The organism is Gardnerella vaginalis, assembly GCF_001546455.1.
Classification (GTDB): domain Bacteria; phylum Actinomycetota; class Actinomycetes; order Actinomycetales; family Bifidobacteriaceae; genus Bifidobacterium; species Bifidobacterium vaginale_B.
In genome coordinates, this window is record NZ_KQ956819.1 from 257,731 (window position 1) to 272,283 (window position 14,553).

The window sequence follows — 14,553 nt, forward strand, 5'->3', positions numbered from 1 at the left end:
AATTCTATGCGCTACGGAGGTGTCAGTATGACGGATATTACATTGATGACCTCTTGCCCTGCGCCTGCAAAAGTTTTGCCATCGCTAACGCTGCTTTCTCATCGCGTACGCGTGCTTGCAATGGAACCATCTAGCATGCTTAAAATGCCAGAAAACACCATTCTTCTTATTGATGCTAGAGAAGACTTATCTTTAGCAAAATCCCTATGTTCTCTTGTGCGCGCGTCTAATTTAACAATGTCTATTATTCTAATCCTTACAGAGGGCGGCTTTACTGTTGTAAACCCATCTTGGGGTGTTAGCGATGTTATGTTAACAACTGCTTCTCCTGCCGAAGTAGAAGGTAGACTGCGATTGGCCGCCAAAAAATCTGTTTCTACCGATTCTTCTTCTAGCTCTACTGTTGCCGATTCCACAAGCGTTGAGGTTAACAGCAACGGTCAAATGTGTTCTGGAGACTTGGTTGTAGATACGCAAAGTTACACGGTTAGCTTGCATGGAAAGCCTATCGATTTAGCGTATAAGGAGTTTGAACTACTAAAGTATTTTGTTCAGCATCCTCGTCGCGTTTTTACGCGTGCGCATTTGCTTCAAGAAGTTTGGGGCTACGATTACTACGGCGGAACTCGCACGGTTGACGTTCATATTCGTAGGCTTCGCGCAAAGTTGGGCGTTGAATACGAGCATGTTATTGGAACGGTTAGAAACGTTGGATATCGTTTTGATCCACTAGAGGCTCAAGTTGACGAAGTGGAAAATGACGATTACGCAGAAAACAGTAATCACGCGGAGGCTGGCGATTCGCGTGCCGAGGCTCCAAGCATCTCCAACGATTTAGACTAGGCTTATATTGGCTAAGATAGATAAAACAAATAAAACAAACAAAATAAATAAAATGCACGAAGAATATAGGATTTTGTGCCAAGAAATCCCAAATCCAAAGTGTGCATTAAATTTTACTAATCCGTTTGAGCTTTTAATCGCCACTGTTCTTAGCGCGCAAACAACCGATAAGCGCGTAAACGTAGTGACCAGCGAGCTTTTTAAGGCCTATCCAACACCTGGCGATTTAGCCAAAGCGCAAATATACAATGTGCAAGAAATAATTCATTCGCTTGGATTTTATAGAGTAAAATCGCAGCATATTATTGAGCTTTCTCAAAAACTTGTTAAAGATTTTAATGGCGTTGTTCCAAACAATATGGCCGATCTTACAAAGCTTCCTGGCGTTGGTAGAAAAACTGCGAACGTTGTTTTAGGAAACGCTTTTAAGATTCCAGGATTTCCCGTAGATACGCATGTTATGCGAGTTACAGCAAGGCTTGGCTGGGTGAGTGATTCTAGCGCTAAGGCTAAAGACGCGGCGAAAATCGAGCGAGAAGTCACGGCTTGTTTTGCGCCAGAAGAATGGACGAATCTTTCTCATCGCCTTATTTTGCACGGAAGAATGTTTTGTACGGCTAGGAATCCTCGTTGTGCTGATTGCCCACTTAGGTTTTTGTGTGCCTCGGTGCGATTGTAGAGTGGCTTTACGCAAGGATTAATGGCCTCTAAATAAACTCTTTTAGAATATTCTTAGAATATTTTTAGACTATTTTGTGCATAAATTCGGTAAGCAAATTCAAGCTATGATATAGACTTTTAAGCATGTCTGAATTTGGAAGATACTCATCTGCTTCGCATGTGCGCAGTGCAAAATATGCGCATGGGCATAGAAGAGGGGCTAAACCCTGGGTTGTGTTTATTGTTTTAATCGGCATTCTATCTGCTGCAATTTGGGCTGGATGGCGATTTGTAGATGGAAGATCTTTAAGGTCTTTAATGCCAACAAACATTTTCCCAGCATCAAATTCAACTTTAACAATCGGCTTACGCACAGCTCCAGCATCATTAGACATTAGAACAGATGATAGTGATTCCCTGCAGCAGGCCCTTTTAGAAAACGTTTACGAAACACTTGTAAAACGAGACGAAAACAATGCGTTGCATCCAGGGCTTGCGCAATCGTGGAGCGTTTCTGCCGACGGATTAAACTACAAGTTTAGGCTGCGTGGCGGAATCAAATTTGCTAATGGCGACCCAATGGATTCAAGCTCTGTTCTTAAATCGCTTCAGCAGGGCATTACAAAAGGATATCCTGGCTACGAAAAGCTAACAAATATTACAAGCGTATCTAATTCTGGCCCGAGCGTTTTAAATATTGCACTAAAAACTCCAGACCCACTTTTGCCAAGGAGATTAGCTGGCAGAGCTGGAATTGTTTACAACACAAACATTTTTGTTAACTATGCTTCCGACGCTATTGGAACTGGCCCATTTACCGCAAAGGGTTACAACAAAGGCGGTGATCTTGTTCTTGTTCGAAACAACAAATATTGGGCAGGGCCTTCTGGTTGCGAAAGCATAACTCTTAAGTATTTTAACGACGACACATCTTTGGCAAATGCTGTTAAAGATGGCAGCGTGCAAATGGCAATTCCACTAGACGGAAATGAAAACAAGCGCATGGCTGCAATGCCAAACACTAAGCTTGTTGAAGGCAAAAGCACAAGATTAAGAATGTTTGCTTTTAACACGGGAATGTCATCTATGTTCTGCGATCAGCAAATTCGTAGAGCTGCAAGGCATGTAATTGAGCCTAATGTTATTCTTGCTTCCGATCCTTTTGGAGGCCAGCTTGTTGGTGGGCCAATCGACCCTATGTCTCCTGGGTATGAAGATTTTAGTAACACATATCCTCATGATGTTAAAAAAGCCTATGGTATGTACCACTACTTTGCTGCAGGATATTTGCGCGGAATCACAATGCTTGTTCCAACTGGAATGGCTAGCGTTTGCGATCAAATGGCAAAAAACCTAAGCTATGCAGGTGGATTCCCAGTAAAGCTAGAAGAATTAGACCAGAGCGTAATCGATCAGCGAATTCGCGAAGGTAACTACGATTTAGCTCTTACTTGGACTAATCACACTCTTGACTCTGGAATGTATGCGGACACTAAGTCCAACTATTTGTTCCAAGACCATGAGTCGCAAAAGTATTTTGCAGACGCAATGAAGTCTACAAGCCCGCAAGAGTACGAAGCAAACATTAAAAAGTATGCTAAGGAATTGTGCGATTACGCCGTTTCTGGGTGGCTGTACGCAAGAAATAGCGTTGTTGTTGCTAAGAATAATGTGAGCGGATACCCTACAAACATGACCGACCAGCTGCTTCCTTTGCACGACGTGACTGTTAAGTAGTGCTGGCTTGTGCTGTATTAGTGGGTTGGCATAGTGCCGTGTTACACTGCGATGTCTCGCTAAGTTTCTAATATTCAGTTCATGAGTGAACAGGATAATACAGTAAAACACGCACATTTAACACCATTGCCTAATAAGGTTGGTGTTGATGGTCTTGAAGACAAATGGCGTAGCAATTGGGACGAAGCTAAGACTTACGCGTTCCACAATTCTCGCGACCGCAAAGCCGTGTATTCAATCGATACACCACCTCCAACAGTTAGTGGCCATTTACACGTTGGCCACGTATTTTCTTATACGCATACAGATGTGATTGCACGATATAAGCGCATGAAAGGCTTTGACGTGTTCTACCCAATGGGTTGGGACGATAACGGCTTGCCAACAGAGCGCCGCGTACAAAACTATTACGGCGTGCGAGTAGATACTTCGCTTAAGTATGACCCTGATTTTAAGCCGCCATTTGAAGGCACAGAAGGCAAGAAGATTGAAGCAAAAGATCAGGTTCCTGTAAGCCGCCAGAACTTTATCGAGCTTTGCGAGCGCTTAACTTCCCAAGATGAAAAGCTGTTTGAAGCTTTGTGGCGTAGGCTTGGTCTTTCTGTTGATTGGTCGCAGACCTACCACACGATTGGTGAGCAGCCTCGCCGAGTTGCGCAAAAAGCATTCCTTCGTAATCTTGCTCGCGGAGAAGCCTATCAAAAGGATGCTCCAGGCTTGTGGGATGTTACTTTCCAGACTGCTGTTGCTCAGGCAGAGCTTGAAGCGCGCGAATACCCTGGTTTTTATCATAAGATTGCGTTCCGTTTTGAAGATGGCACGCCAATCTACATTGAAACTACGCGACCAGAATTGCTTGCAGCTTGCACATCTTTGATTGCGCACCCAGACGATGAGCGTTACAAGAAGTATTTTGGCAAGGAAGTTTACTCGCCGCTGTTTAAGGTGAAGGTGCCAATTTTGGCTCATCCTGCCGCTCAAATGGACAAGGGTGCTGGCATTGCAATGTGCTGCACTTTTGGTGACGTAACAGACGTTGAGTGGTGGCGCGACTTGAGTTTGCCAACTCGACCAATTATTCAGCGTAACGGCCGCATTGTTATGACTACTCCTGATTGGATTACGGACGAGTCTGGCCGTGAAATGTTTGAGAAAATTGCTGGCAAAACCACGTTCTCTGCTCGCAAGGAAGTTGTTGAAGCTTTGCAAGCTGCTGGAGATATGGAAGGCGATCCAAAGCCAACAAAGCGTATGACGAACTTCTACGAAAAGGGCGATAAGCCTTTGGAAATCGTCACTTCTCGCCAGTGGTACTTAAAGAACGGCGGCACGGACGAAAAGCTGAATGCTGAGCTTATTGAGCGCGGCAAGGAACTTAACTTCCACCCAGACTTTATGCGCGTGCGCTACGAGAATTGGGTTCATGGCTTGAATGGTGATTGGCTTATTTCTCGCCAGCGCTTCTTTGGTGTTCCATTCCCACTTTGGTACCCAGTAAACGAAAATGGGGAAGTGGATTATGAGCATCCTTTGACGCCTAGCGAAGATCGTTTGCCAATTGACCCAACTATTGACGTTCCAGAAGGATTTGATGAATCGCAGCGAGACCAGCCAAATGGTTTTACTGCTGAGCAAGACATTATGGACACTTGGGCTACATCTTCCTTAACTTCACAAATTGTGACTCGTTGGGAAGAGCCAGGCGAAGAAAATCAAGCTTTGTTTAAGGCCACTTTCCCAATGGATTTGCGCCCACAAGGCCAGGATATTATTCGTACTTGGCTGTTTAGTACGGTTGACCGCGCGCATCTTGAAAACGGCTGCTTACCTTGGAAGCACGCTGCGCTTTCTGGATGGATCTTGGACCCAGATCACAAGAAGATGTCTAAATCTAAGGGCAACGTGGTTGTGCCAAACAAGCCAATTGAAGAATTTGGTGCGGATGCTGTGCGCTACTGGGCAACTTCTGCAAAACTTGGCTTGGATGCCACTTACGACGAAGGCCAAATGAAGATTGGACGTCGCCTTGCGATTAAGCTTTTGAATGCAACGAAGTTTGCGCTCGCAATCGGCCGTGAAGATGAGGAACATCAGGTTCTTGAGTCTGCTAGTGCGGATTGGGATTTTGCAGACGTTACGGAAGTTTTGGATCGCTCTGTTATGGCAAAGCTCGCATCCGTTATTCGTACCGCAACTGATGCGCTTGAATCTTACGAGCATTCCAAGGCTTTGGAAGCAATCGAAACATTCTTCTGGGAGTTCTGCGACGATTACATTGAGCTTGCAAAGAATCGTGCTTACGGTACTGCAGAATCCACTGGACGCACTCCAAGCGAAGCTGCTGTAAAGTCTGCTCGTACAACTCTTGGTCTTGCGCTCGACGCTTTGGCTCGCTTGCTTGCTCCTTACTTGCCTTACGCTACGGAAGAAGTGTGGAGCTGGATGCACGAAGGCGAAGGTTCCGTGCATCGCGCTAGCTGGCCATGCGCTAAGGCGTATGAGGCTGCTGCAAACGGCGTTTCTGCAGACACTTTGGCTTACGCGGGTGAGGCTTTGGCTACTTTGCGAAAGATTAAGTCTGAAGCAAAAGTTTCTATGAAGACTCCTATTTTGCAAGTGACTTTGAACGTAGCAGAAAATGCTTATAAGGCTGTTGAGGAGACTTTGGATGACGTTGCCGAAGCGGGACGCGTTACTGGAGAAGTGAAGCTTAACGCTGTTAAGGCTGCAGATGATGGCGATTCTTCTGAATCTGAATCTGCGGAATCTGATGCAACTAACGTAAACGTTTCTGTTGCTCAAAGCGAACTCGGCGAAGCTCCTGCAAAAAAGAAGTAGTTTGCAAGTAATCGAAAATAATTAATCGCAAAACAAAATGCGCTGGAAGTCAATCTTCGACTCCAGCGCTTTTTGTGTATTTAATCGCGAAGCATCGCGCGGTAACGCTAGACTGTAAACCATGAATCCAGAAAGCTTAAGTGAATTAATTGAAAAAATCGCTAAAGATTTAGTGGCAAGCGGTAAAGCCGGCAGTCTAACAGAAGATTTGATTCCTGCTGCCGAAAAACTTGCAGTTATGAGGCCAAAAGATCGCGCGCACGGCGATTGGGCCACGAATGTTGCTATGCAGCTTGCTAAAAAAGCAGGTATGAAGCCTAGCGATTTAGCGGAACTTTTTGCAGAACGTTTGCAAGAAGCGCAAGGTATTGCAGGCGTAGAAGTGGCAGGCCCTGGCTTTATTAACATAACGCTTGATTCGGCTTCTGCAGCGGCTGTTGTTGACGAGGTCTTAAATCAGGGTGCTGATTTTGGCAAGAATACGCATTTGAGTGGCAAAACTTTGAATCTTGAGTTTGTTTCCGCAAATCCAACTGGCCCAATCCACATTGGTGGCACTCGCTGGGCTGCGGTTGGCGATTCTATGGCTCGAGTTTTGGAAGCGAACGGCGCAAAAGTTGTGCGCGAATACTACTTCAACGATCACGGTGAGCAAATCAACCGTTTTGCAAAGTCTTTAGTTGCTGCAGCTCACGGCGAAGAAACGCCTGCAGATGGCTACAAGGGCGCGTACATTAACGAAATCGCGGATGCGGTTATAAAAGAAGCGCAAGCAGACGGCGTTGATGTTCTTTCTTTGCCTAGAATTGATCTTGGAAAAGACGAGGAAGGTTTGCCGCTTGGCGAAGGCGATTCCGAGCAGCGCGAAGAATTCCGCAAGCGCGCAGTTCCAATGATGTTTGCAGAAATTCGTAAGTCAATGCGAGATTTTCGCGTTAGCTTTGATGTGTGGTTCCACGAAAACAGCTTGTATGAAGATGGCGAAGTTGAGCGTGCTATTGCAGACTTGCGTGAACGTGGAGATATTTTCGAAAAAGACGGCGCAACTTGGTTTGAGTCCACTAAGCACGGCGACGATAAAGATCGCGTAATTATTAAGTCCGACGGTAATTACGCCTATTTTGCTGCCGATATTGCGTACTATCGCAATAAGCGTCATCGCAAACAGAATCCTGCAGACGTAGCAATCTACATGCTTGGCGCGGATCATCATGGCTATATTGGCCGAATGATGGCAATGTGCGCGGCTTTTGGAGACAAGCCAGGCGAAAACATGCAGATTCTTATTGGTCAGCTTGTAAACGTTATGAAAGATGGCAAGCCAGTTCGCATGAGCAAGCGCGCTGGAAACGTCATTACGATTGACGATTTAGTTGATGCAATTGGCGTTGATGCTTCGCGCTACTCGCTTGCTCGCACCGACTACAACACAAGCGTTGACATTGATTTGGATTTGCTTGCTTCTCATAGCAACGATAATCCTGTGTATTACGTGCAATACGCTCACGCACGCAGCTGCAATGTGGCTCGTAACGCTGCAGATGCTGGAATTAGTACAGACGGAGCTGATTTGAGCTTGCTTAACACTCAAGCGGATGGCGAGGTTTTGGCTGCTTTGGCGCAATGGCCTGCAGCTTTGGTACAAGCTGGCGATTTGCGCGCTCCACACAGAGTTGCGCATTATCTTGAGGATTTGGCTGCAAGCTACCACAAGTGGTACAACCTTGAGCGCGTAGTGCCAATGGAGTTAAGCGACCCAGAAAATCGCTTGCCAGAAGCAGAGCGTGAGGCGGCTCGCATTGCAAAGTGCCCAGAGCCAGCACGCGCTGCAGCTCGACTTAAGCTTAATGCTGCTGTGCGCACGGTAATCGCCTCTGGCCTTGATTTGCTAGGCGTTAGTGCGCCAGAAAAAATGTAGTTTTTGCTATTATTGCGCATTTGCTTTTTATTTAGGACGTTAGTTTTTATGCTAGCGTCCTTTTATTTTTAATTAGGAGACACGCGCGGATTATAAATTTTTCCGATTAAGTACATGCGATTTATTAATATACCCCCTAATATTATTTTTCGGTTTCAGTTTTGTTATTAAATGCGTTAAATAATATGCTTAAACAATTTTTCACCATATAGGAGGTGTAGCATGAGCGTCACAACACAAAGTGTCAGCACAGACAGTGCCCCGAAAAAAAGGAACTTGACAATTATTGAATCCGCATACGTGGCGGTCATGTTGTTTGGCATGTTCTTTGGCGCTGGAAACCTTATTTTCCCAGTATTCCTTGGTGCTAACGCAGGAAACAATTCTGCGCCTGCAGCATTAGGCTTTATTGTTACTGGCGTTGGCTTGCCATTGTTAGGCGTTACAGCACTTGCAATGAGCCGCGCAAATGGTCTTTTTGAGCTTTCAAGCAAAGCTAGCAAAAAATACGGCATGTTCTTTACATGCGTTCTTTATTTAACAATCGGCCCGTTCTTTGCAATTCCGCGATGTGCAACAACTTCATACACTGTTGGATTGGAGCGAGTTATTCCGCAAGATGGAAACGGGCAATTGTACTTGTTCTTGTTCTCTGTAGTATTCTTTGCGCTCGCGTTCTTCTTTGCTATGAAACCAAGCGGCATACTCACGTGGGTTGGTAAAGTTCTTACGCCAATCTTCCTTGTGTTCCTAGCGATTTTGGTGTTTACCGCACTATTTTCCCCTATAAGCGGTGCTTCTTCAGATGCTGCTCCTATGGGAAATTACGTTAATAAGTCATTCTTTACGGGATTCTTAGATGGCTACAACACAATGGATGCTTTAGCTAGCTTGGCATTTGGAATTGTGGTTGTTAGCACCATTCGCCAGTTTGGTGTAAAAGATCCTAAAGATGTGGCAGTAAATACTGCTCGATCTGGATTCTTTAGCTGCTTGCTTATGGCAGTGATTTATGTTGCGATTGTCGTTGTTGGTGTGCGTAGCCGCGCGCTGTTCCCACCTGCGGAAAATGGTGGCGTAACTTTGGCGCAAGTTGCACGCTATCATCTTGGTAACGTTGGCTTATTTGTGCTTGCTGCAACTGTAACTCTTGCATGCTTAAAGACTGCAGTTGGCTTAATCGTAAGCTGTTCGGAAACTTTCTCTAAGCTATTCCCTAAGGGTCCTAGCTACAGAGTTTGGTCTGTATTGATTACGCTTGTTTCGTTTGGTCTTGCAAACTTTGGGTTGAGCGCAATCATCGAATACGCGGTTCCAGTATTAATGTTCTTGTATCCGCTTTCAATCGTACTGATTCTTTTGGCTTTGTGTGGTCGACTTTTTGGAAATTCCAAAGTCGTGTACGCTTGGACGCTTGGTTTTACTGGTGTTGCAGCTGTATTTGACTTTTTGAATAGTTTGCCAACAGCTTTGCGCAATGCATTGCATATAAACGATATGTTGATTGTTGCTCAAAACTGGTTGCCGTTCTCGGAATTTGGAATGGCTTGGGTTTGCCCTGCTGTTGTTGGATTTGTTGTTGGCTATGTTCGCATGGTTTTATGCGACAACAAAGGTATGGAAGAGGTTGCTCGCGCTGCTTCTGGCCCAGACCTTGAAGGTAGCGTTGCTAGTAGCGATGACTATTCTTCAAACAGCTCCGAGTTTGACGAGCCTAATTTCGGCAATCAATCCTAGTGACTAATTCACAACTAGTTGTATAGATAGTTGCAATAATAATAATCGCCATATTACCGCTCGTATGAGCTGCGATATGGCGATTTTTTGCGATTTAAACTAGAAGTTGCCGCCGTTCCAACCCCAGTCAGTTGTTGCAGTGTAACGAATATAAGTGCGATCCTGTGGAATTCCAAGCTCGCGATTCAAAGCTGCCATAATCTGCTCTGTCAACTTTTCCCAAGCCGAGCCTGGAACGCTAGAACCAAAAACGTTCACTTCAACGTAAGCTGCAGGCTTAGTATTATCTCCAGCAAAATAAATTGGCATATTGTCTTCAAACGGGCACATAAGCCAATGTTCGCTTTTGCCTGGAACCGCGCTAATCGCCTTGCCGTACGCTGCTTTTAAGGCATCGCGCTGTTCTGGTGTAGTGCTTACAGAAACATGAGTGTGAATAACTGGCATAATCGCTCCTTTGCTAATTTTTATAAATTTGCTAAGTTCTATAAACTTGTGTTACGCAATAATTATAGTAAATTGTTAGCCTCCGCGTGTTTAATTGAATGTATGAAAAAACTTATTGAACAGGTTGTTAAATTTGGAATCGTAGGAATTATTGCGCTTATTATTGACGTGGCGCTGTTGAATCTACTGCTTCTTGTGCATCTTAATAACGTTGTTGCTGGAACAATATCTTTTATAATCTCGCTTATTTTTAACTACATTGCCAGCATGAAGTATGTGTTTAAGCACCGCGAAGACATGGCTCGTTGGATGGAGTTGTTGATTTTTATTATTTCTGCGGTTATTGGTTTGCTTATTAACGATGCGATTATTTGGCTTAGCACGCTTGGAATGGCGCAAACTTTGCGCGGTACGGCGATTTACATGCTTCGCACAAACATAGGCAAGTTGATTGCAACAGTTGTTGTAGCTATATGGAATTTTGTTATTAGAAAGTGGCTTTTAGACGATACAAAGTCGCAAAAACCTGATTATGATGCAGCTAAAGATAACAGCTTTGCGCATAAGTTGGGCGAGTGGTCTTTAAATCACGCTCCAAAAGGCTGGAAGTAGGTTTGGAAGTAGGTTTATAAAATATGCAAGCTACGACTATTCATTTTGTGCGCCACGGAGAAGTGGAAAATCCAAATCACGTGCTTTACGAGAGATTGCCAGGATTTCACTTATCTAATCGTGGCTTAAAAATGGCAAGTGCCACGGCACAATACATTGCAACTGTTCCACAAATGCGCGGAATTAGTGCGATTTACTCGTCTCCTTTAGAGCGCACACAAGAAACAGCGCAACAAATCGCAAACGCTTTGCAAATTGGCCCGATTATTTTAGACAATCGTCTAATCGAAGCGGAAAATAATTTTCGAGGCAAAAGAATCGGCTACGGCGAAGGCGCTTTGTGGAAAAATAACAATTGGAAGCTTGTATCTAACTTGTGGAAGCCGAGTTGGGGGGAATCCTACAAGAGTATTGCTGCGCGCGTTGGCGATTTTGCGTGCGAGCAAGTGAAAAATCACCCAGGAGAGCAAATCGTAGCTGTAACGCACGAATCGCCAATATGGTCTTATAGACACTTGCTAGAAACGGGTCACGCGGAGCATAATATGCTGCTTAGAAAAACGGCCTTAGCGTCGATTACGTCGATTACCTACGATTGCGAAAACATGAATGTGCTTTCCATCACATATGTGGATCCTGCGGCGCGTGTGCAGTAGAACGTGTGGAATAATAGGTAATAGATTATTTAAGATGTGGGCGAATCGCAAATGCGATTAACTAATAGACCTTGTGTTTGCGCTAACTCATTGCAAAGGAGCGTTCATGAGTGATTCTGTGGAAAAGCTGGATTCAAAAACCTTGAGTCTGCTTGAGTCTGCTGCAAAGACGGCCGTGGATTTAACAAAATTGTGGCCTTTAAAAGAAGCGCGACATTTAGATAATGATGCAAAATATTCAGAAAACCTTGAAGTTAGGGTTATTCATTCGATTGCCAGAATTCTTACAAATCTTGATGTTACTATTCCAGACGCAGAGTTTGTGTACGAAGGCGCGGACGAAATTCCGGGCCGCCCGCAAGAGATAGTTGACGCACTTTTGGCAGCAGCAAATGCCTACGACGATATGGATTTATGCTACGATCCAAACTATAGCGAGGCTCAAGAAGCGCTAGAAAACAACGCGAATGATGTTAGTGCTATTCTTAGCAAACTTGAAGCCAATGCTTATAAAGATGTTAATGCAATAAATAGCGCTGCAGACGCTTTGGGAGTTGCTGGAAATTGGAGCGTTGAAATCTTGCAGAATGCGTTTAGTTACGCAAAGCAAAAGTGTAATTTTTACGATTTACATCTTGTAGAAACGCAAAAAATTACTGCAATACTGTCTATTCTTAAAAGTCTTATTGAAAAAACCAGCAACATTTACGAAACTTTGCCTATATTCCTATATATTAACGAAGTGTGTGAGTGTGCTGGAATTCCTCGAATGATGTTTAAGGATAATCAGTGGCGTGAGCTTGTTGATTGCATAAAAAGTGGCGATGATGGCGAAAATAGCATGAGCGCGATGGTTGAATTTGCATCTCCATTACTTAATCGCGAGTGGGCAAAGCATAGGGAAGACGTTCTTTGGGACCCAGAAGAGGCTAAAAAACTTGCAAAAGAAGAAGACGACCGCAAGTCACGCGAAGCGCTGGCTGCTAAGTTTGCGCATGTGGAGGGGAATAAGGAATCAACTCAAGCGCTTGACTAGATAGGCACGTCCGTAACGCGCGGCACAATGGAACCTATGACTGATACAGAGGAAACTCAAATCGCTGCTAACGATGCAGCAAAATCCACTAAGCCGCAAATGCCAGAGCATGTTCGCGTGCGTTTTTGCCCTTCTCCAACTGGCACGCCTCACGTTGGCATGGTTCGTACTGCGCTATTTAATTGGGCGGAAGCGCGCCACACTCATGGCAAGTTGCTATTCCGCATTGAAGACACGGATAACGAGCGAGATAGCGAGGAAAGCTATCAGCAGATTATTGAGGCTCTTCGTTGGCTAAATATTGATTGGGACGAGGGCATTGATGTTGGCGGAGAAAATGGCCCTTACCGCCAGTCTCAGCGTATGGAGATTTATAAGGATGTAGCGCAAAAGCTTTTTGAAGCAGGATATGCTTACGAATCCTTCTCTACTCCAGAAGAGATTAAAGAGCGCAATATTGCTGCAGGTCGACCAGCTGAGTTTGGCTACGATGGCTATGATCGCAACCTTACTGAGGAGCAGAAGCAAGCTTTCCGCGAGGAGGGCAGAAAGCCTGCACTTCGCTTAAAGATGCCAAATGAAGACATTACTTTTAACGATTTGATTCGTGGAGAAATCACTTTTAAAGCTGGATCTGTTCCAGATTATGTGATTGTGCGCCCGAATGGAGACCCACTTTACACGCTTACAAATCCTGTTGATGATGCATTGATGGATGTAAACGTTGTTTTGCGCGGTGAGGATATTCTTAGTTCTACACCTCGTCAGATTGTGCTTTACCGTTATCTTATGGAAATGGGTATTGCTAAAGAAACGCCACTTTACGGCCATATGCCTTATGTTATGGGCGAAGGTAAGAAGAAGCTTTCTAAGAGAGACCCTGAGTCCAACTTGTTCTTGCATAGAGATAACGGCTTTATTCCAGAAGGCTTGCTTAACTACTTGGCTTTGCTTGGCTGGTCGATTGCGCCTGATCGCGATGTGTTCTCTATGGACGAGATGATTGAAAAGTTTGATGTGCGAGACGTTAAGGCAAATCCTGCGCACTTTGACTTAGATAAGGCAATTTCCATTAATGCGGAGCATATTCGTATGCTTGATCCGCAAGACTTCTTGAATCGCTCTGTGCCTTACTTGCATAAGGATGGCGTTGTAAGCGCAGAAAGCTGGGATGCTTTGACTAGTCGCGAGCGCGAGGTGCTCACCGCTGCAGCTCCGCTTGTTCAGCCTCGCGTGCGCTTGCTTGGCGAGGTTGCTGGAATGGTTTCTAGCTTGTTAAGCGATGCAGCCTACATTGAGCCAGATGACGATGCGCGTAAGCAGCTTAAGGAATCCGCTGGCGAGGTTCTTGATGCTGCGCTCGCTGCTTTAAAGGGCGTTGATAGCGCTGATTGGCATACGGATTCTTTGCACGAGCTTTTGAACAAGAAGCTTGTTGAAGAGGCTGGTTACAAGCCACGATTGGCGTTTGGCCCTGTGCGCGTGGCTCTTTCTGGACGCCGCGTTTCGCCGCCACTTTTTGAGTCAATGGAAATTATTGGCAAAGATGTAACTTTGGCGCGTTTGGCTGGTTTGCGCGAAAACCTGTAAAAGTGTAATCAAACTTAACGCGATTAATGCCCTCGCTTCTTGTGCTTTTGTACTTGGGTGAGGGCATTTTTGCATTTGATTTGTATTTGATTTGTATCTGCTGCGACACGCCGCGGTTGCATGTATTTGCGTTATGTTGTAAAGTCGACATTTGTTGCGTCAAGAGGCGTAGCAAATATAAATGAAGCCCCCGTCGTCTAGCGGCCTAGGACTACGCCCTCTCACGGCGCCAACACCGGTTCAAATCCGGTCGGGGGTACAAAGACGGAACGGTTCCAAGAGCCGCGACGCCTGCCAATTGGGGTATGGTGTAATTGGCAACACAGGTGATTCTGGTTCATCCATTCTTGGTTCGAGTCCAGGTACCCCAGCGAATAGCTCTCGCAGTCGCGGGGGCTTTTTTTGTTTGCGAATCGACCTGCTTTTTCGCTTAAAGCGTAGCGCGAATCGACGATTTCGAGCTGCATAATGCGCGAGAA

Annotated in this window: 11 protein-coding genes and 2 tRNA genes; 12 read left to right on the forward strand and 1 reads right to left on the reverse strand. The window is 45.1% G+C overall.

All coding sequences use genetic code 11. The features are described from left to right. Nucleotides 1-27 precede the first annotated feature (27 nt). The 6 genes from HMPREF3216_RS04420 to brnQ all read left to right on the forward strand — a co-directional run bounded on the left by HMPREF3216_RS04420 (nt 28) and on the right by brnQ (nt 9,733). The gene (locus HMPREF3216_RS04420; RefSeq protein ID WP_060787109.1) at nt 28-843 is read left to right on the forward strand and encodes a winged helix-turn-helix domain-containing protein; all 816 of its coding nucleotides are present in this window, start codon (nt 28-30) and stop codon (nt 841-843) included. Between the two features lie 52 nt (nt 844-895). Next, a complete protein-coding gene (nth, locus tag HMPREF3216_RS04425) occupies nt 896-1,522 on the forward strand; it encodes an endonuclease III (protein ID WP_081090977.1) in 627 nt (208 codons plus the stop codon). Between the two features lie 125 nt (nt 1,523-1,647). Continuing rightward, the gene (locus HMPREF3216_RS04430; RefSeq protein ID WP_060787110.1) at nt 1,648-3,240 is read left to right on the forward strand and encodes an ABC transporter substrate-binding protein; all 1,593 of its coding nucleotides are present in this window, start codon (nt 1,648-1,650) and stop codon (nt 3,238-3,240) included. Between the two features lie 81 nt (nt 3,241-3,321). Further along, the gene (valS, locus tag HMPREF3216_RS04435) at nt 3,322-6,078 is read left to right on the forward strand and encodes a valine--tRNA ligase (RefSeq protein WP_060787111.1); all 2,757 of its coding nucleotides are present in this window, start codon (nt 3,322-3,324) and stop codon (nt 6,076-6,078) included. A 121-nt stretch (nt 6,079-6,199) separates the two neighbouring features. Next, nucleotides 6,200-7,996, forward strand: coding sequence for an arginine--tRNA ligase (gene argS, locus HMPREF3216_RS04440; RefSeq protein WP_060787112.1), 1,797 nt, complete (start codon nt 6,200-6,202; stop codon nt 7,994-7,996). Between the two features lie 222 nt (nt 7,997-8,218). Beyond that, nucleotides 8,219-9,733 carry a branched-chain amino acid transport system II carrier protein gene (gene brnQ / locus HMPREF3216_RS04445; protein WP_081090969.1) on the forward strand — a complete coding sequence of 505 codons (1,515 nt, stop codon included), beginning with the start codon at nt 8,219-8,221 and terminating at the stop codon, nt 9,731-9,733. Nucleotides 9,734-9,832: 99 nt separating this feature from the next. Here the strand turns inward: brnQ and HMPREF3216_RS04450 are convergent, their stop codons facing one another. After that, nucleotides 9,833-10,180 (reverse strand): phenylpyruvate tautomerase MIF-related protein, encoded by a 348-nt coding sequence (locus tag HMPREF3216_RS04450; RefSeq protein WP_060787114.1) that lies wholly within the window; start codon nt 10,178-10,180, stop codon nt 9,833-9,835. Between the two features lie 102 nt (nt 10,181-10,282). On the opposite strand from HMPREF3216_RS04450, the gene HMPREF3216_RS04455 reads away from it, so the two are divergent. The 6 genes from HMPREF3216_RS04455 (at nt 10,283) to HMPREF3216_RS04480 (ending at nt 14,445) form a co-directional block, all read left to right on the forward strand. Beyond that, entirely contained in the window at nt 10,283-10,792 is a 510-nt protein-coding gene (locus tag HMPREF3216_RS04455; RefSeq protein ID WP_060787115.1) for a GtrA family protein, read from the forward strand. 23 nt (nt 10,793-10,815) lie between these two features. Further along, a complete protein-coding gene (locus tag HMPREF3216_RS04460) occupies nt 10,816-11,448 on the forward strand; it encodes a histidine phosphatase family protein (RefSeq protein WP_060787116.1) in 633 nt (210 codons plus the stop codon). 106 nt (nt 11,449-11,554) lie between these two features. After that, nucleotides 11,555-12,484 carry a hypothetical protein gene (locus tag HMPREF3216_RS04465; protein WP_060787117.1) on the forward strand — a complete coding sequence of 310 codons (930 nt, stop codon included), beginning with the start codon at nt 11,555-11,557 and terminating at the stop codon, nt 12,482-12,484. Nucleotides 12,485-12,511: 27 nt separating this feature from the next. Further along, complete coding sequence (gene gltX / locus HMPREF3216_RS04470; protein ID WP_081090970.1) at nt 12,512-14,074, forward strand: glutamate--tRNA ligase; 1,563 nt, start codon at nt 12,512-12,514, stop codon at nt 14,072-14,074. A gap of 186 nt (nt 14,075-14,260) precedes the next feature. Further along, a tRNA-Glu gene (locus HMPREF3216_RS04475) sits at nt 14,261-14,333 on the forward strand. 40 nt (nt 14,334-14,373) lie between these two features. Beyond that, nucleotides 14,374-14,445 (forward strand) — tRNA-Gln (locus HMPREF3216_RS04480). Nucleotides 14,446-14,553 lie beyond the last annotated feature (108 nt).